Below are 17,720 nucleotides of genomic sequence, written 5' to 3' on the forward strand. Positions count from 1 at the left end.
TCTGCCACAGGTTTTGCCCCGGTTACCGTGCTGCCGACCAACTCATTGTTTCCAATGGCATTTCGTCCCAACCACATGGATGGCCGGGTCAACCCTGGCCATGACGATTGGGGACAAAGAGCACGATTGCCGAGCTTTTCCGCCCCCTGGGTGGACGTTCCCCCGAGACCTATAGTCTCATCAGTGAATCGGCGGCGGCGCGGGCCTGGTCGGTGACGTTTTCGCCGGCCAGCATGCGGGCGACCTCTTCGCGTCGCTCGGCCGCGCTCAGCCGTTCCACCGCCGTCAGCACCTTGCCGGGCGTCGCTTCGTGCTTGGCGACGCGGTAATGGTGGGCGCCTTGGGCCGCCACCTGCGGCGAATGGGTCACCACCAGCACCTGCAAGCCCTGGCCCAGGCGGGCCAGCCGGTCGCCGACCGCCGCGGCGACGGCGCCGCCGATGCCGGAATCCACTTCGTCGAACACGATGGTCGGTGTCGGCTGCGACTTGGCCAGCACCACCTTCAGGGCCAGCATGAAGCGCGACAATTCGCCGCCCGAGGCGACCTTGCCCAGCGGCGCCGGCGGGCTGCCGGGATTGGTGGCGACCAGGAACTCGATCTCGTCCAGGCCGTGCGGCCCCCAGGCGCTTTCGGCGGCGGTCGTGACGCGGGTGACGAAGCGGGCCTTGTCCAGCTTCAACGGCGGCAATTCGGCGGCGACCGCCTGGTCCAGCAGGGCGGCGGCCTGGGACCGGGTGGCCGAAAGCCGGCGGGCGGCCTCGACATAGGCGGCGCGGGCCGCCTGTTCGGCGCGGGCCAGCCGGGCCAGATCGTCGCCGCCGCCATCAAGTGCTGCCAGGCGGGACGCCAGATCGTCCTTCAAGGCCGCCAGTTCATCGACGGCGACGCCATGCTTGCGGGCGGCGGCGCGCAGCGCGAACAGCCGCTCCTCGACCTTTTCCAGCCGGCCGGGATCAAGGTCGATCTCGGCCGACACCCGTTCCAGCAGGCCGATGGCCTCGGCGGTTTCGAAGGCGGCGCGGTCCAGGGCGGCGATCACCGGGGCAAGCTTGCCCCCGGCGCGGTCGGCGACTCGCTCCAGCAGCCGCTGGGCGCTGCGCAGCGCCTGCTCGACCTCGGCCCGGCCCGACAGGGCGGCCCCGGCGGCATTGATGGCCTCGACCAGTTTTTCGCCATGCTGCAGCATGGCCCGGGTCTCGGCCAATTGGGCTTCCTCGGCCGGTCTGGGGGCCAGGGCGGCCAATTCGTCATGGGCGTGGCGCAGATAATCTTCCTCGGCCCGGGCCTGCTTAAGGCGGGTTTCGGCCTCGATGCGGGCTTGGGCGGCTTGGCGCCATCCGTTCCACACCTGCCCCAGCGCCTGGACTTGCCCGGAATTGGCGGCGAAGGCGTCCAGCACCGGCCGATGGGTGGCCTGATCCATCAGGCCGTGGCTTTCGAACTGGCCGTGGATTTCCACCAGTTCGTCGCCGACCTTCCGAAGCAGGCCGACGCTGACCGGCTGATCGTTGACATAGGCCTTCGAGCGGCCGTCGGCGCTGACCACCCGGCGCAGCAGCAAGGGCTGGCCGTCGGTGTCGATGTCTTGTTCGGCCAGGATGGCGCGGGCGGGGTGGACGGCCGGCGGGTCGAATTCGGCGATCACGGTCAGTTGCGCGCTGCCGTGGCGGACCAGCGAGGAATCGGCCCGGGCGCCCAGCGCCAGCGACAGCGAATCCAGCAAGATCGATTTGCCGGCGCCGGTTTCGCCGGTGAATACCGACAGGCCGGGATCGAAAGCCAGGTCCAGCTTTTCGATCAGCACCACATCGCGGATCGACAGCGACGCCAGCATCGTCGCGCTACCACAACCAGCCGAACCAGCCCCGGCCCTTTTCATCCGCCTTCTTGGCAGAGGCGGCCGTCTTGCCGGTGTTGAGCAAGGAATAGCTATCCTCGTACCAGTCGCTGCCGGGGAAATTGTGGCCCAGCACCGCCGCCGTCTTCTTGGCCTCGTCGGTCAGACCCAGCACAAGATAGATCTCGACCATGCGGTGCAGGGCCTCGGGGACGTGCGAGGTGGTCTGGTACTGCTCGACCACCGCCTTGAAGCGGTTCAGGGCGGCCAGATAATGCTCGCGGCCCTGGTAATAGCGGGCGACGTTCATTTCCTTGCCGGCCATGTGGTCACGGGCAAGGTCGACCTTCAGCTTGGCATCGCGGGCATAGGTCGAGGCGGGGAAACGGTCGATCACCTCTTGCAGGGCCTTCAGCGCCAGTTCGGTCATCTTCTGGTCGCGGGCGACGTCGGTGATCTGCTCGTAGTAGGACAGGCCCTTGAGGTAATAGGCGTAGGCGGCGTCCTTGTTGCCGGGATGCAGCTGGATGAAGCGGTCCAGGCCGATGATGGCGTCGTCGTACTTGTTGCGCTCGTACAGGGCATAGGCGCCCATCAACTGCGCCTTGGTCGCCCACACCGAATAGGGGTGCTGGCGCTCGACCTCCTCGAAGGCCTTCGAGGCGCGGTAATATTCGTTCTTGTCGATCAGGTCCATCGCCTCGTTGTAGAGCTCCTCGACCGGGCGCTCGACGTAATCGTCCTTCTTGTCGGAGCAGGCCGAAAACGCCAGCGAGGCGGCGATCAGGGCGAAGGCGGCGGTACGGGACAGGGCGCGGCTCATGGAATCCCAAGACACAAGGGGTGGTGCCGGACTATAGCACGCTGTCGGCCGCAAGGAAGAGGCTCAGCGCGTCAGCGACAGAAAGGCCGCCGTCAGTTTCTCGGGCAGGCGCTCGACCTGATCGATCACCGCGAAGCCGTTCTCGCCGAAGATGTCGGCGATATAGGAATCGGCCTTGGTGTCCACCGTCATGCAAAAGGTGTGGATGCCTCGTGCATGCAGTTCGCCGACCGCCTTGTGGGTGTCCCACTTCAGGGTGTCCTCGTCGTCCTCGTCGATGTCGGCCGGCTCGCCGTCCGACACCAGCAACACCAGCTTCTTGTCCTCGCGCCGGGCATCCAGGTGGTGGCCGGCGTGGCGCAGGGCCGCGCCCATGCGGGTGGCCATTCCGGCCTGGGCGGCGGCCAGCCGGCCCTGGGCCAGATCCGACCAAGGCTCGGTGAAGGACTTGATGGGCATGTAGCGCACGTCGAGCCGGGTCTTCGAGGCGAAGCCGGCGACCGCGAAGCTGTCGCCCAATTGTTCGATGGCCCAGGCCAGCAAGGCGGTGGCTTCCTGCGCCAAGGTCAGCAATGTCTGGTCCGATCCGGCGACGCGGTCGTTCAGCGAGTGCGACAGGTCCAGCAGGACCAGGACGGCGATATTGCGCCCGGCCGGGACGTGGCTTTGGTGGATGCGGGTGTCGGGGGACAGGCCGGCGCGGCGGTCGATCAGGGCGGTGATCGCCTGGTCGAGATCGATATCGTCGCCCTCGGCCTGGTGACGGATGCGGCGGCGGTTCTGGGGCTTCAGGCGGTCGATCACCCGCTTCAGGCGTTTGGCGGTGTCGGCGTGACGATCCAGCATCCGGGCGATGGGGGCGGGGTCGCCGGCCGGCGGCGGCGCCTCGAAGACGGTGGTCCATTCGGGGCGGTATTCGGCCCGGCGATAATCCCATTCCGGCCAGTGGACCGGCGCGACCAGCGCCTCGGTCTCGGGCGGAGGGGCGGTGCCGTGGTCGGAATGGAAATCGTCCTTGCTGTCGGTGTCTTCCAGGAACTGCCACAGGAAGCGATTGTCGTCGCGATAGAGGGCGATGGTGTCGTCGAACCAGATCCTGGCCAGGGCGAAATCGGCGGTGCGGATGCGGGGCAGCAGGGCCACGCCCAATCGCACCGCCAATTGCGGGTCATGGGGGTCGGCGGCGATTTCGGCCTGAAAGCGGGCGGCGAACTCGGCCAGGACCGCATCGCAGGCCTGGTGGTCGGGGTCCAGCAGGGCCAGCGACAACCGGGTCAGGACATGGCGGATCGGGTTCCAGCCGGGCGGCACCGACCCGGCAAGCGGCCGGGGATGCAGGGACAAAAACAGCCGGCCCAGGCCGGGATGGAGGCCCCGGGCCAGGGTCTCGACGCGGGCATCCTCGAAACACTCGATGGCCAGATGCTGCAACTGGCTGAAATTGTCGGCCATGAACGGCCGGCTCCAGCGCTTGTGGGCGGCCAGATGGGCGATGGTGGCGCGGTAGATATCCAGGGCGCTCGCATGATCGATCACGTCGGGCAGGTGGAAGCCCAGTTTGTCGAGATGGGGGAACTGGCGCCGCGTCGGGTCGCCCCATTGGGTGAAGGGGTGGATGGCGCAATCTTCGCCCCAGAACGCCCGCAGGGTCAGGCGCAGCTGGCGCTCGATATCGGCCAGCAAGAGTCCGCGTCGCTGCTTTTGCAGGGCGGCGTGGGAATCGGCGGTCTCCAGGTTGAAATAGAGGTGGACCTGGAACGGCTGCTGGCGGTAGGCGTCGATGCCGAACTGGGTCCAGGCCAGCAGACCGTCGAAGGTGACCACTTCCAGCAAGCGCGGCGCGTGGTGCAGCAGCGGCGCCAGGCCGCCGCGCGCCTGGTGGGTCATCCGCTTGACGAGGTCGCACCAGGCCCTGACCTCCTGGTCCGAGCCCAGGCGGGCCGCCACGCCCGGCAGGCAGTCCAGGAAGACCGGCGCCAGATGGGCCAGGTCGGGGATTTCCGACAGATAGCGGGCGGTGTCGGCGCCGGGGCCGCCGGGATCAGGCGAAGGCAAGGTCGATCGCATGGGCCAGGGTGGCGCGGATGTCGGGATCGTCGGTCAGCGGCCGCACCATGGCCATGGCGCAGGCGTCGGGCGGGCTCATGCCGGCCGCGATCAGTTGGGCGGCATAGACCAGCAGGCGGGTCGAGGCGCCCTCGTCCAGGCCATGGCCCTTCAAGGCGCGGGCCTTGGCGGCGACATCGACCAGCCGGGCGGCCAGGGCCGTTTCGATGCCGCCCTCGGCGGCGACGATCGAGGCTTCCGCCTCGGCCGGCAGATAATCGAAATCCAGCCCGGTGAAGCGTTGCTTGGTCGATTGCTTCAGGTCCTTCATCAGGCTCTGGTAGCCGGGATTGTAGGAAATGACCAAGTGGAAGTCGGGATGGGCGCGCACCAGTTCGCCCTTCTTGTCCAGCGGCAGAACCCGGCGATGGTCGGTCAGCGGGTGAATGGCGACCACGGTGTCCTGGCGGGCCTCGACGATCTCGTCCAGATAGCAGATGGCGCCGATGCGCGCCGCCACCGTCAGCGGGCCGTCCTGCCAGCGTGTGCCGTCGGCATCCAGCAGATAGCGGCCGACCAGATCCGACGCGGTGACGTCCTCGTTGCAGGCCACAGTGATCAGCGGCTGGCCCAGGCGCCAGGCCATGTGCTCGACGAAGCGCGACTTGCCGCAGCCGGTCGGGCCTTTCAGCATCACCGGCAGGCGACGGCTCCAGGCCGCCTCGAACTGGGCGATCTCGGCTCCGGCCGGGCGGTAGAAGGGTTCGGTGTCGATCAGATATTGGCGGCGGCTGTCGGTCATCGGTGTCCTCGGGATGGGGGCACGACAACAGTAATGCAGCGGCGCGGCTAAAACAGCTCCCCGTCGCCGGGTGGTCCGACCACTTCCTTGGGGCGGGTGGGAATAGCCTACCCTAAAACAGAACCCCCGCCGTCCGAAGGCGGCGGGGGTTCTGCGCTCGTTCACCTGGATGAGAGGTGAAACTTTCAGACGGCGATGGCCAGGGCGGCTTCGGTGGCGTTCATGCCGTTGGCGGCGGCCGAACCCGGCGCGATGGTGGTCCAGGCCCAGGCGGTCTGGTCGGCGAACAGGGCCTTCAGCAGGCGGTTGTTCAGGGCGTGGCCGGAACGGATTCCGTGGAAGGCGCCGATGATGGGGGCGCCGGCCAAATACAGGTCGCCGACGGCGTCCAGGATCTTGTGGCGGACGAATTCGTCGCCATAGCGCAGGCCGTCATCGTTCAGGACCTTGGTGCCGGTGCTGTCGATCACCACGGCATTGTCGAGCGAGCCGCCGCGGGCCAGGCCGTTGGCGCGCAAGTAGGCGACTTCCTGCTCGAAGCCGAAGGTGCGGGCCCGGCTGATCTCGGACTTGAACGAGCCCTTGGTCACGGCCAGCGCCAAGCTTTGCTGGGCGATGGCCTGGCTGGCGAAATCGATGTCGAAGCGGACCTTGAAGCCGGCGGCGGGGGTGAAGGTGGCGGTCTTGTCGCCATCGGTCACCGACACGCGCTTCAGGATGCGGATGGCGCGACGCGGCGCGGCCAGTTCGACGGTGCCGGCGCATTCGATCAGGAACAGGAAGGGGGCGGCCGAGCCGTCCATCACCGGCACCTCGGCGCCGTTGATCTCGATCAGGCAATTGTCGATGCCCGAGCCGGCCAGCGCGCTCATCAGATGCTCGACGGTGCCGATCTGGACGCCGTCTTCGTTGACCAGGCAGGAATTCATGCGGGTGTCGCCGACATGCGACCACAAGGCCGGCACGATGGCGCCCTGGCCCTTGACGTCGGTGCGGCGGAAACGGATGCCGGTATCGGCTTCGGCGGGCATCAGGGTCATGGTGACCTTGGCGCCGGAATGCAGGCCGACGCCCGTGCAGCTGATGGCGGTCTTCAGCGTGCGCTGGCGCAACGCGGTACGGTCGGAAAGCTCGGGGGCGGGCTGGAAGGCGGAGACCACGTCGGCGGCGATGAACTTCACGTCTTTAACCCCTTATCGCCCCGGTTGATCCCGGGCTTTGGTTTCGACGCTCAAACACTAGCTCTTGGGGGTCCAGGCCTCAAATCAATCATTGTTTCGCTTTGTTACACCGCAGCAAAGGCGGTTCCGGCGAAAGAGGAACCCGACGACCGCCACCTTGGCGGCGGTCGTCGGGTCAAGTCGATATCAAGCGCGGATCAACCTTGCCTAGTTGGCCTGACGGCGCAGGAAGGCAGGGATGTCCAGGTCACCGGAATCACGGCCGATGGTCGGCTCGGAATGGGCGGCCGGAGCCCCCATGCGCGGAGCCTGCGGGGCCGGATTGGCGCGGGGTTCGACGCGTTGCTGCGGCTGCGGCTGCTGCGGCGGTTGCTGCGGCTGGCGACGGCTGCTCAGCAAACCGAACAGGCCGCCGGCCCGCCGCGGTTCGGCCTGCGGCTGCGGCTGCGGGGCCGGGTGGGTCATGCGCGGCGCCGGCTGCTGCGGCTGGGCGACGATGCCCGAGACGGTGCGGCCCAATTCGCCCATGTCGGGATGCTCGGCATGCGCCGGCTCGTCCTCGTAGGACGGCTCGACCGCCGGGGCCGGCTCGCGGGCGAAGGTCGGCTCGGCGCGCTGGGCGTGCGCGGACTCGGCGCGGTGGGCGTGCACCGGTTCGGGCTGCGGCTGCGGCCGGGCCTGCATCTGCGGCTGGGGTTGCGCCTCGGCGCGGGCCTGCGGCTGAGGCAGGGGCATCTCGAGGGTGGTCGGACGTTCGGCCGGGGTGACCCGGACGGCGACCGTCGGGGCGGCGGCGGCGGCCTGGGGCGCCGGGCGGGCGACCGGCTGTTGGGCCGGGGCGGTCTGGGCGGCGGTGACCACGGTCGGACGGAAGGCCGGCTGCGGGGCCTGCGGCGCGACGCGTTGCTGAGCGACCGGAGCGGTGTTGCCGCCGACCAGCGAGATCACGGTCGGCTTCGGCGCGGCCATGGCTTCCGAGGCGATGCCGGTGGCGACCACCGACACCCGCATCTTGCCGTTCAGCTTCTCGTCGAAGGTCGAGCCGAAGATGATGTTGGCGTCGGGATCGACCTCGTCGCGGATGCGGTTGGCGGCTTCATCGACCTCGAACAGGGTCATGTCCATGCCGCCGGTGATGTTGATCAGCACGCCCTTGGCGCCCTTCATCGAGGTGTCGTCCAGCAGCGGGTTCGAGATGGCCGCCTCGGCCGCCGCGATGGCGCGCTTGTCGCCCTCGGCCTCGCCGGTGCCCATCATGGCCTTGCCCATTTCGCTCATCACGGTGCGGATGTCGGCGAAGTCCAGGTTGATCAGGCCGGGCATGATCATCAGGTCGGTGACGCCGCGCACGCCGGAATACAGCACGTCGTCGGCCATCTTGAAGGCGTCGGCGAAGGTGGTGCGCTCGGTGGCGACGCGGAACAGGTTCTGGTTGGGGATGATGATCAAGGTATCGACATAGGCCGACAGTTCCTCGATGGCGCCTTCGGCGGTGCGCATGCGGTGCGCGCCCTCGAAGTGGAACGGCTTGGTCACCACGCCGACGGTCAGGATGCCCTGGTCGCGGGCGGCCCGCGCGATGACCGGGGCGGCGCCCGAGCCGGTGCCGCCGCCCATGCCGGCGGTGATGAACACCATGTTGGCGCCGGCGATCTGGCCGATCACCTCTTCCAGGCTTTCCTCGGCCGCCGCGCGGCCGATTTCGGGACGCGAGCCGGCGCCCAGGCCTTGGGTGATGGCGGTGCCCAGCTGGATGCGGCGCTCGGTGCGCGACTGGGTGATCGCCTGGGCGTCGGTATTGGCGACGATGAACTCGACGCCTTCCAGCTTCGACGAAATCATGTTGTTGACGGCATTGCCGCCGGCGCCACCGACGCCGATGACGGTGATCTTGGGCTTCAGCTCGTTGGCCGCCCCGGGAAGAAAGGTCAGCATGTTCATACCTCCGCGCTTGGTGGGCCCATATTTGTGGCCCTTGGTTAATCTCAATGACGCTAGAAATTCCGTTTCAGCCACTGACCGAACCGGCCCCAGCCCGATCCTTCCTCGTCACTTCCGCCCTTGCGGCCCGTCTTGGCGACGGGCTGGTGGGCCAGGGCGTAACGGATCAGACCGGCACAGCTGGAAAAGGCGGGGCCATTGGTGGCTTCGGGCAGACCGTGAAAACCGACGGGGCGACCCAGGCGGACCTGCTTGTCCAGGACCATCGAGGCCAGGTCGCGGGCTCCTTGCATCTGGCTGGCGCCGCCGGTCAGCACGACCCGGCGCCCGGCCATCTTGTCGAAGCCCGAATGTTCAAGATGCGAGCGCACCAGTTCCAACGTCTCTTCGATGCGCGGCTGGATGATCTGGATCAGCATCGAGCGCGGCACCTGGTTGGAGGCGCCGTCCTCGTCCTCGCCGACCAGCGGGACCTTCAGCATCTCGCGGTCGTCGGCCGCCGACGGCATGCACGAGCCGAAAAGGGTCTTCATCCGCTCGGCATAGGACACCGGGGTCGACAGGCCGCGGGCGATGTCGTTGGTGACGTGGTGGCCGCCGACGGGAATGACGTCGGTGTGCACCAACTGGCCGCCGACGAACACGGCGATCGAGGTGGTGCCGCCGCCCATGTCGATGCAGGTGACGCCCAGTTCCCGCTCGTCATCGACCAGGCAGGCCAGGCCGGCGGCATAGGGGCTGATGACCCGGGCCTCGATATCCAGATGGCAGCGATGGACCACGGTGGTCAGGTTGCGCACCGGCCCGATCGCCGCCGAGACGACGTGGATGGCCACACCCAGCCGGTCGCCGTACATGCCGCGCGGGTCCTTGATGCCCTCGGTGCCGTCGATGGTGTAATCGACCGGAATGGCGTGGATCAGCTCGCGGTCGGCGGTGTGGTGGTGGGCTCGGCCATGGTCCAGCATGCGGCGGATGTCGGCCTCGTTGACGGCGTGGCCGTTCATCGCCACCTCGACCTTGACGTTGGTCGAGGCCGGCGCGCCGCCCGAGATGTTGACCACCACCGCCCTGGCCCGTTCGCCGGCCATGTCCTCGGCGGCATCGACCGAGGCGCGGATCGAATGTTCCAGCTCTTCCATGTCGACCACCGCGCCCAGGCGCATGCCGCGCGCCAGCTGGTGGCCGATGCCGACGATGCGCGGCGCCCCGTCCTCCTGGACGCGCGCCAGGAAGCAGCACACCTTGGTACTGCCGACGTCCAACGCTGCGATCAGGCCGCCTCTCATGTCAGGCTCCGTTGTCCTTGCGCTTCGGCGCGTCGCCCGCAGGCGCAGGCGGCCGTTCGGTTTTCAGGATCAGCCGGTCGCTGGTGCGCAGATCGACCATGCGGACATTGCGCCCGGCGAAGCTTTGGGTGCGTTCCAACTCGGCGAAGCGCTTCCACGCCGCGTCGGCGTTTTCTTCCGGCAGGCGCACCTCCAGGCCGTCCTTGACGTCGTCCAGCATCAGGTTCCAGCGCCGGTTGCCGACGCGGACGATGGCTTTGACCCGGGCGGCCATGTCCGGCTCGGCGGACAGCATGGTCAGCACCTCGTCGGCGCGCGGGCCGGCGCCGTCGCCGACCACCAGGGGCAGGTGCTCGAAGCCGGCGACCGAGCCGGGAATCTGGTGGCCGTCCTTGTCGACCAGGATGTGGCCACCATTGTTCTGCCAGACGGCGATGGGTTGGCGTTCGGTCAGGGTGATGTGCAGGGCGCCGGGCAGGTGGCGTTCGACGGCGGCGGCCTTGACCGAGGCGATGGCTTCCAGCCGGTCCTTCACCTGGGCCAGGCTGACCCCCAGGATCGGGTCGCCGTGGCGCGCCCCCAAGGCGATCGCGACCTGGTCCATGCCGGTGCGGCCGCGACCGGCGACGGTGATGTCGGTCAGACGAAAGCCCGCGTCGGCGGTGGCCTGCATCACCGCGGCGATGGCGGTCTGAGTGGTGCGCTGGATAATCCCGGAATGCCACACCACGGCGCCGCCCACCACCAGGGCGGTGATGGCCACGCCGCCGGCCGCCATCTTCTGCAAGGGCGTGAAGGCGAATTTCGGCAGGCGCATGCGGCGCTTGGGCCGGGCCGGCTTGGCCTCGCCGGCCTTGCGGGCGTCGGGGTTGACACGGCGCGCCTTGGGCCGCGCCTCGGGCTGGATCGAGGCGGGGATGCGGTCGTCCGAGGTGACGACGATGTCGGTGTCGCTTATTCGTCGCATGCGGCGTTCTCCACCATCCAACGAACCAGTTCGGGGAACGAGATGCCGACATGGGCGGCGATCTCGGGCACCAGCGAGGTGGCGGTCATGCCCGGCTGGGTGTTGACCTCCAGGACGTAAAGCTTGGGCGCCTGGTGCGGGTGGGTGTCGTCATAGCGCAGGTCGGTGCGCGACACCCCCCGGCAGCCCAGCACCTGATGGGCCTTCAGGGCCAGGGCGCAGGCGTCGGCGTAATCCTCTTCGGGGATCGGTGCCGGCATGATGTGGCGCGACCCGCCCGGGGCATATTTGGCGTCGTAATCGTAGAAGCCGCGTTCCGAGGTGATTTCCAGCGCCCCCAGGGCACGGTCGCCCATCACCGCCACCGTCAGCTCGCGGCCGGGGATGAAGGCCTCGACCAGGACCTGGCTGGCCTCGAACGGCCAATCCTTCAAGGGATCGCGATTGTCGCCGTCCTTCAGGATATAGACGCCGACCGACGAGCCCTCGTTCAGCGGCTTGACCACATAGGGCCGGGGCATGGGGTCGCCCTGGACCTCGCCCTTTTTGACCACGCGGCCCTCGGCCACCGGGATGCCGGCCTGGGCGAACAGAGTGCGGGCGAAGGCCTTGTCCATGGCGGCGGCCGAGGCCAGCAGGCCGGAATGGGTATAGGGCACGCCCATCAGGTCCAGCACGCCCTGGACGCAGCCATCCTCGCCGAAGCGGCCGTGCAGGGCGTTGAACACCACGTCGGGGCGGGTGGCGGCGATGTCGGTGATCAGCTTGGCGGGGTCGCGGACGGCATCGATCGTGGTGACGGCAAATCCGGCCTGGCGCAGCGCCTCGGCGGCGGCGGCGCCCGAACGCAACGACACCTCGCGCTCGGCGGACGCCCCTCCCATCAGCACGGTGACGCGGCGGCTCATGCTTTTTCTCCCTTGGATCCGATGCGGCGGATTTCCCATTTCAGTTCGATGCCGCTGGTCTCGTGGACGCGGCGGCGGACCTCGTCGCCCAGCGCCTCGATGTCGGCGGCGGTGGCGGTGCCGTTGTTCAAAAGGAAATTGCAGTGCTTTTCCGACACGCTGGCGCCGCCGATGGCCAGGCCCCGGCAGCCGGCCTTGTCGATCAGTTCCCACGCCTTGGCGCCCGGCGGGTTGGCGAAGGTCGAGCCGCCGGTGCGCACCCTCTGGGGCTGGCTGTCCTCGCGCGCGGTGCGGATCGCCTCCATGCGGGCGGCGATCTCGGCCGCGTCGCCGGGCGTTCCTTCCAGCACCGCCGACAGGAAGACGACATCTTCCGGGACGGCGCAATGGCGGTAGGAAAAGCCCAATTCTGCGCCGCTCAGGCGCTGGATGCGGCCCTGGCGGTCCATGGTGACGGCCGACAGGGTGACGTCCTTCATTTCGCCGCCGAAGGCGCCGGCATTCATGCGCAGCGCGCCGCCGATGGTGCCGGGCACGCCGGACAGGAACTCCAGCCCGGCCAGGCCGGCATCGCAGGCATGCTTGGAAACGGTCAGGTCCAGGGCACCGGCGCCCACCTCGATGCGGGGGCCGTCGATGCGGATGTCGGCGAACGGGCTGGCCAGGCGCACCACCACGCCCGGTACGCCGCCGTCACGGATCAACAGGTTCGAGCCGACGCCGACCACGGTCACCGGCACCTCGGGCGGCAGGGCCGCCAGAAGCGTGGCCAGGTCGTCTTCGTCGGCGGGACGGAACAGCATTTCCGCAGGGCCGCCGACCCGGAACCAGGTCAAGCCGGCCAGGGGCGCGTCGAAGGCGACGCGTCCCTTCAGCGGCGGCAGATCCTGGGTCCAGTGGGTGGCCTTGCGGGCGGTCATCATTCGGCGCCCTCCGGGACCGGCAGGGCATCCAGCTCGGCCGGCAAGGCGTGCGCCCATTGGGTGATGTTGCCGGCACCCAGGCACACCACCATGTCGCCCTTCTTGGCGATCGAGCGGACCATCGGGGCCAGCTCGGCCGGGCTTTGCAGGGCCAGGACGTTGCGGTGGCCGCGCTCCTGCAGGCCGGCGACCAGGGCGTTCTTGTCGAAGCCTTCCATCGGCTGCTCGCCGGCGGCATAGACGTCGGCGACGATCACGGTGTCGGCGTCGTTGAAGCAGGTGCAGAACTCGTTGAACAGGCTGGACAGGCGCGAATAACGGTGCGGCTGGACCACGGCGACGACATTGCCGGTCGATGCCGAACGGGCGGCTTTCAGCACGGCGGCGATCTCGACCGGGTGATGGCCGTAATCGTCGATGACGGTGATGCCCTTGGCCTCGCCGGTCTTGGTGAAGCGGCGCTTGACGCCCGAGAAGCCGCCCAGCGCCTTCTTGACCACGTCGTTGGCCAGGCCCAGTTCGTTGGCCACCACCACGGCGGCCAGGGCGTTCAGGACGTTGTGCTCGCCATACATCGGCAGGCGGACATCGTCGATCACCCGGCTTTTGCCGGTGACGCGGTCGTTGACCACCACGTCGAAGCGCGCGCCGCCCGGGCCGATCTTGACGTTGGTGGCGCGCACCAGGGCCTGGGGCGAGAAGCCGTAGGTGACGATCTTGCGGTCGGGCACCCGCGAAATCAGCGTCTGCACTTCCGGATGGTCGATGCACATGGCGGCGAAGCCGTAGAACGGGATGTTCTCGACGAAGGTGCGGAAGGCGTCGCGCAGCTTGTCGAAGCTGCCGTAATGGTCCATGTGCTCGGGGTCGATGTTGGTGACGATCACCGCCGTCGAGGGCAGCTTGGTGAAGGACCCGTCGGATTCGTCGGCCTCGACCACCATCCACTCGCTGGCTCCCAGGCGGGCGTTGGTGCCATAGGCGTTGATGATGCCGCCATTGATGACGGTGGGGTCCAACTGCGCCGCATCCAGAAGGGCGGCGATCAGCGAGGTGGTGGTGGTCTTGCCGTGGGTGCCGCCGATGGCGATGGCGGTCTTCAGGCGCATCAGCTCGGCCAGCATCTCGGCGCGGCGCACCACCGGCACCATCTTGGCCCGGGCGGCGACCAGCTCGGGATTGTCGGACTTGACAGCCGACGACACCACCACCACGCGGGCGTCGCCCAGATTCTCGGCCTTGTGGCCGATCTCGACGGTGGCGCCCTTCTTGCGCAGGCGATCGACGTTGTAATTGTCGGCGATATCCGAGCCTTGGACGCTATAGCCCAGGTTCAGCAGGATTTCGGCGATGCCGGACATGCCGATGCCGCCGATGCCGACGAAATGAATGGTGCCGATGGACAGCGGCATCGTCCTCATGGACGCGACTCCTTGGAAGGGGGCGAAAGAGAGATGACCAGATCGGCCAGCCGAAGGGCGGCGTCGGGGCGGCCGGCGGCGCGGGCACAACCGGCGGCGCGGGCCAGGGTGCCGGGTTGCGCGAACAAGGATTCCAGGCGGGCGGCCAGGGTGGCGGCCGAGAAGTCGGTCTGCGGCATCAGCCAGGCGCCGCCGACCTCGTCCAGGGCGCGGGCATTGGCGGTCTGGTGGTCATCGACGGCGTGGGGATAGGGCACCAGAATCGCCGGCCGGCCCAGGCAGGTCAGCTCGGCCATGGTCGAGGCGCCGGATCGGGCGATGACCAGATGGGCGGCGGCCAGGCGCTCGGGCACATCGGCGAAGAAGCTGTCCAGGGTGGCGTCGATGCCGCTGCCGGCATAGGCGGTGCGTACCCCATCCAGATCCTCGGGCCGGCATTGCTGCGAGATGCGGATGCGCGAGCGCAAGGCCTGGGGCAGGGCCTTCAGCGCGGCGGGCACCACCTCGGACAGGATGCGCGCGCCCTGGCTGCCGCCCAGCACCAGCAGGCTGATGGGCGAGCCGGCATCCAGCGCCGGATAGGCGGCGTCGCGCAAGAGCGCGACCTGCGGGCGCACCGGCATGCCGGTCTGGGTGACCTTGGCGGCCCAGGCCAAATCCAGGTGCGCTACCTTGGCATACGAGGTGGCGATGGCGCGGACCCGGCCGGCCAGCAGACGGTTGGCGCGGCCCAGCACGCCGTTTTGTTCGTGCAGCACGGTCGGCAGGCCCAACATGGCGGCGGCGACCATGGTCGGCACCGAGGCATAGCCGCCGAAGCCGATAACGGCATCGGGCCGGACGCGCTTCAGCAGGGCGCGGGCCTGGATGATTCCAGTTCCCAGGGCGGCGGCGGCCTTGATGCGGGCAAGGATGCCGCGCCCGGCGATGGCGCCGGCATGGATTCGCCAGGTGTCGATGGCGCCCAGCGTGCCGCCATAGGCCTGGCCGCGCCGGTCGGTGACCAGGCCCAGGCGCCAGCCGCGCTCGATCAGCGTCGCCGCCAGCGCTTCGGCCGGGAAGACGTGACCGCCGGTACCGCCGGCCGCCAGCAGGGCCAAGGGCGCGCTCATCGCTCGAACTCCTCGGAGCCATAGCGCTTGCGGGTCAGTGCCAGCAGCATGCCCATGCCCAGCGCCAGGGCCAGCATCGACGAGCCGCCATAGGAAATGAACGGCAGGGTCATGCCCTTGGTCGGCATCAGGCGCAGGGTGGATGCCATGTTGACGATGGCCTGCAGGCCGAACTGCACCAACAGGCCGGCCGAGGCCAGCACCACGAACAGATTCTCTTCGTGCATCACGCGGGTCAGGCCGCGCAGCACCACGAAGGCGAACAGCGCCAGCACCGCCAGGCACAAGATGATGCCGAATTCCTCGCCGGCCACGGCCAGGATGAAGTCGGTATGGGCGTCGGGCAGCACCAGCTTGACCCGGCCTTCGCCGGGGCCGCGGCCGAACAGCCCGCCGCTTTTCAGCGCGTTCAGCGCGGTGGTGACCTGATAGGCGCCGTCGCCGGCCGAGGGGTCGATGAAGCGGTCGATCCGGCTTTGCACGTGCGGGAACATGAAATAGGCCCCGACCGCGCCCACCGCGCCCAAGGCTCCCAGCGCGACCACCAGCACGATCGGCAGGCCGGCCAGAAAGAATTGGGTGCCCCAGATGGCGGTCACCACCAGGGTCTGGCCGACGTCGGGCTGCCGCAAGAGCAGCAAGGCGGTCAAGACGAACAGGAAGCAGGCGACGGCGCGACCGGGGAAGCCCGGGTTCAGCCGGCTTTCGGCGAACATCCAGGCCGAGACGATGGCGAAGGTCGGCTTGACGAATTCCGACGGCTGGATCGAGATGCCGGCGATGTTGAGCCAGCGGGTCGAGCCCTTGACTTCGGGGGCCAGGAACAGCACCGCCACCAGCAGCACCAGCGCGGCCCCGAAGCCGATCACGCCCAGGCGCCGAACCTGGCGCGGGCTCATCAGCGACACCGCCAGCATCACCGTCAGGGCCGGCACCAGGAAGATGAACTGGCGACGGATGAAGTGGAAGGGCTCGGCACCGATTCGGTCGGCCACCGCCGGGCTGGCGGCCATGGTCAGCAGCAGGCCGATGCCGGCCAGCGTCAGCAGGGCGGCGATGGTCCAGCGGTCGACGGTCCACCACCAGCGGCCCAGGATCGAGGTATCGGTGCGGCCGAAGCTCATTTCAGGCCCTCCACCAGATCACGGAAGACCTCGCCCCGATGCTCGAAGCTCTTGAACTGGTCCCACGAGGCGCAAGCCGGGCTTAACAGCACGGTGTCGCCCGGTTCGGCGTGGGCGTGGGCCGACTTGACGGCGATGATCAGCTCGCCGCACTGGCTATAGGGGACCTTGCCGTCGAGAATCTTGGCGAAATCGGCGGCAGCCTCGCCGATCAGATAGGCGTGCTTGATGCGGTCGAAATACTTCTCCAGGCTCTTGATGCCGCCTTCCTTGGCCTGGCCGCCGACGATCCAATGAATGTCCTCGTAGCACACCAGCGCCTTCTCGACGGCGTCGGCGTTGGTCGCCTTGGAATCGTTGATCCAGGTGACGCCGTCGATCACCGCGACCCGCTCTTGGCGATGCGCCAGGCCGGGATAGGTGACCAAGGCCGAGGCGATGTCCTTGGGCAGCAGGCCGTCGGCCCGGGCAAGCGCATAGACGGCACAGGCGTTCTGCCAATTGTGGCTGCCGGGCAGGGTGGGAATGTCGCGCAGGTCGCAGACGGCGCGGCCGTGATCCAGCAGCACCCCGTCAGGCGCCGAGATGCCGTTGTCCAGCACCTTCTGGGCCGAGATCGGCACCACCCGAAGGCCCATGGCCATCAATTGCGCCGACATCGCCCGGCCGGGGCCGTCATCGATGCCGATCACCGCGGCCCCGCCGGGGATCAAAAGGTCGAACAGGCGGCGCTTGGCGGCGATATAGCCTTCCATGCCGCCATGGCGGCCCAGATGGTCGGGGGTGACGTTCAGCAGGACGCCGGCCGACACCTGCAGGCGATCGACCAGTTCCAGCTGATAGGACGACAGCTCCAGCACATAGCGGCCGTCGCCTTCCAGATCGGGCAGGTCCAGGGCGGCGGTGCCCAGATTGCCGCCGGCGGCGACGGAAATGCCGTTGGCGGCCAGCACGTGGGCCAGCAGGGTGGTGGTGGTGCTTTTGCCGTTGGTGCCGGTCACCGCCAGGATGCGGTTGGCTGTCTTGGCCCAGCCCAGCAATTCGACGTCGCACACTACCGGCACGCCGGCCGCGCGGGCTTTTTCCGCCAGGGGGTGGGGGTGGGGGAAGGTGTGGGGGATGCCCGGGCTCCACACCACAAGGTCGGCCTTGGCGATGTCGATGGCCAGAAGGTCGGCGACGGGGATGGCTTCCTCGGCGGCGATGCGGCGCGCCCCTTCATTGTCGTCCCAGGCCATCACGCCCGCGCCCGAGGCCAGCAACGCCTTGGCGGTGGCGATGCCGGACTTGCCCAGCCCCATCACCGCCACCCGCTTGCCCTTCAGTTGCGAGACCGTGATCAT

At 68.5% G+C, this 17,720-nt stretch carries 14 protein-coding genes; all 14 read right to left on the reverse strand.

The window, feature by feature from the left end:
• Nucleotides 1-169: 169 nt before the first annotated feature.
• The gene (gene recN / locus MTBLM5_RS16410) at nucleotides 170-1,837 is read right to left on the reverse strand and encodes a DNA repair protein RecN (RefSeq protein WP_173977136.1); all 1,668 of its coding nucleotides are present in this window, start codon (nucleotides 1,835-1,837) and stop codon (nucleotides 170-172) included.
• 7 nt (nucleotides 1,838-1,844) lie between these two features.
• On the reverse strand, nucleotides 1,845-2,663 hold the full coding sequence (locus MTBLM5_RS16415) for an outer membrane protein assembly factor BamD (RefSeq protein WP_173977137.1): 819 nt from the start codon (nucleotides 2,661-2,663) through the stop codon (nucleotides 1,845-1,847).
• Nucleotides 2,664-2,726: 63 nt separating this feature from the next.
• Nucleotides 2,727-4,718: a nitric oxide reductase activation protein NorD gene (locus tag MTBLM5_RS16420; protein ID WP_173977138.1), complete on the reverse strand. Its 1,992-nt coding sequence runs from the start codon at nucleotides 4,716-4,718 to the stop codon at nucleotides 2,727-2,729.
• Complete coding sequence (locus MTBLM5_RS16425) at nucleotides 4,705-5,511, reverse strand: CbbQ/NirQ/NorQ/GpvN family protein (protein ID WP_173977139.1); 807 nt, start codon at nucleotides 5,509-5,511, stop codon at nucleotides 4,705-4,707. Before MTBLM5_RS16425 ends, MTBLM5_RS16420 begins: the two co-directional genes overlap by 14 nt.
• Before the next feature lie 185 nt (nucleotides 5,512-5,696).
• Nucleotides 5,697-6,623 (reverse strand): UDP-3-O-acyl-N-acetylglucosamine deacetylase, encoded by a 927-nt coding sequence (lpxC, locus tag MTBLM5_RS16430; protein ID WP_173977283.1) that lies wholly within the window; start codon nucleotides 6,621-6,623, stop codon nucleotides 5,697-5,699.
• Between the two features lie 276 nt (nucleotides 6,624-6,899).
• Entirely contained in the window at nucleotides 6,900-8,627 is a 1,728-nt protein-coding gene (gene ftsZ, locus MTBLM5_RS16435; RefSeq protein WP_173977140.1) for a cell division protein FtsZ, read from the reverse strand.
• 59 nt (nucleotides 8,628-8,686) lie between these two features.
• A complete protein-coding gene (gene ftsA / locus MTBLM5_RS16440) occupies nucleotides 8,687-9,922 on the reverse strand; it encodes a cell division protein FtsA (RefSeq protein WP_173977141.1) in 1,236 nt (411 codons plus the stop codon).
• 1 nt (nucleotide 9,923) lies between these two features.
• Nucleotides 9,924-10,889: a cell division protein FtsQ/DivIB gene (locus tag MTBLM5_RS16445; RefSeq protein ID WP_173977142.1), complete on the reverse strand. Its 966-nt coding sequence runs from the start codon at nucleotides 10,887-10,889 to the stop codon at nucleotides 9,924-9,926.
• The gene (locus MTBLM5_RS16450; protein WP_173977143.1) at nucleotides 10,877-11,797 is read right to left on the reverse strand and encodes a D-alanine--D-alanine ligase; all 921 of its coding nucleotides are present in this window, start codon (nucleotides 11,795-11,797) and stop codon (nucleotides 10,877-10,879) included. The genes MTBLM5_RS16445 and MTBLM5_RS16450 overlap by 13 nt, the downstream gene beginning before the upstream one ends.
• Entirely contained in the window at nucleotides 11,794-12,717 is a 924-nt protein-coding gene (gene murB, locus MTBLM5_RS16455) for a UDP-N-acetylmuramate dehydrogenase (protein ID WP_173977284.1), read from the reverse strand. The genes MTBLM5_RS16450 and murB overlap by 4 nt, the downstream gene beginning before the upstream one ends.
• Nucleotides 12,717-14,141 carry a UDP-N-acetylmuramate--L-alanine ligase gene (gene murC, locus MTBLM5_RS16460; protein ID WP_173977144.1) on the reverse strand — a complete coding sequence of 475 codons (1,425 nt, stop codon included), beginning with the start codon at nucleotides 14,139-14,141 and terminating at the stop codon, nucleotides 12,717-12,719. Before murC ends, murB begins: the two co-directional genes overlap by 1 nt.
• Nucleotides 14,138-15,253 carry an undecaprenyldiphospho-muramoylpentapeptide beta-N-acetylglucosaminyltransferase gene (murG, locus tag MTBLM5_RS16465; RefSeq protein WP_173977145.1) on the reverse strand — a complete coding sequence of 372 codons (1,116 nt, stop codon included), beginning with the start codon at nucleotides 15,251-15,253 and terminating at the stop codon, nucleotides 14,138-14,140. The genes murC and murG overlap by 4 nt, the downstream gene beginning before the upstream one ends.
• Nucleotides 15,250-16,377 (reverse strand): putative lipid II flippase FtsW, encoded by a 1,128-nt coding sequence (gene ftsW, locus MTBLM5_RS16470; protein ID WP_173977146.1) that lies wholly within the window; start codon nucleotides 16,375-16,377, stop codon nucleotides 15,250-15,252. Before ftsW ends, murG begins: the two co-directional genes overlap by 4 nt.
• The gene (gene murD, locus MTBLM5_RS16475) at nucleotides 16,374-17,720 is read right to left on the reverse strand and encodes a UDP-N-acetylmuramoyl-L-alanine--D-glutamate ligase (RefSeq protein WP_173977147.1); all 1,347 of its coding nucleotides are present in this window, start codon (nucleotides 17,718-17,720) and stop codon (nucleotides 16,374-16,376) included. The genes ftsW and murD overlap by 4 nt, the downstream gene beginning before the upstream one ends.

The organism is Magnetospirillum sp. LM-5 (assembly GCF_902729445.1).
Lineage (GTDB): Bacteria > Pseudomonadota > Alphaproteobacteria > Rhodospirillales > Magnetospirillaceae > Magnetospirillum.

Excerpts from the sequence above, each read along its gene's own strand:
- MTBLM5_RS16415 (WP_173977137.1), bottom strand. The coding sequence starts at position 2,663 with ATGAGCCGCGCCCTGTCCCGTACCGCCGCCTTCGCCCTGATCGCCGCC.
- ftsA (WP_173977141.1), bottom strand. The coding sequence starts at position 9,922 with ATGAGAGGCGGCCTGATCGCAGCGTTGGACGTCGGCAGTACCAAGGTG.
- MTBLM5_RS16450 (WP_173977143.1), bottom strand. The coding sequence starts at position 11,797 with ATGAGCCGCCGCGTCACCGTGCTGATGGGAGGGGCGTCCGCCGAGCGC.
- ftsZ (WP_173977140.1), bottom strand. The coding sequence starts at position 8,627 with ATGCTGACCTTTCTTCCCGGGGCGGCCAACGAGCTGAAGCCCAAGATC.
- MTBLM5_RS16445 (WP_173977142.1), bottom strand. The coding sequence starts at position 10,889 with ATGCGACGAATAAGCGACACCGACATCGTCGTCACCTCGGACGACCGC.
- ftsW (WP_173977146.1), bottom strand. The coding sequence starts at position 16,377 with ATGAGCTTCGGCCGCACCGATACCTCGATCCTGGGCCGCTGGTGGTGG.
- recN (WP_173977136.1), bottom strand. The coding sequence starts at position 1,837 with ATGCTGGCGTCGCTGTCGATCCGCGATGTGGTGCTGATCGAAAAGCTG.
- murG (WP_173977145.1), bottom strand. The coding sequence starts at position 15,253 with ATGAGCGCGCCCTTGGCCCTGCTGGCGGCCGGCGGTACCGGCGGTCAC.
- murD (WP_173977147.1), bottom strand. The coding sequence starts at position 17,720 with ATGATCACGGTCTCGCAACTGAAGGGCAAGCGGGTGGCGGTGATGGGG.
- murB (WP_173977284.1), bottom strand. The coding sequence starts at position 12,717 with ATGACCGCCCGCAAGGCCACCCACTGGACCCAGGATCTGCCGCCGCTG.
- murC (WP_173977144.1), bottom strand. The coding sequence starts at position 14,141 with ATGAGGACGATGCCGCTGTCCATCGGCACCATTCATTTCGTCGGCATC.
- MTBLM5_RS16425 (WP_173977139.1), bottom strand. The coding sequence starts at position 5,511 with ATGACCGACAGCCGCCGCCAATATCTGATCGACACCGAACCCTTCTAC.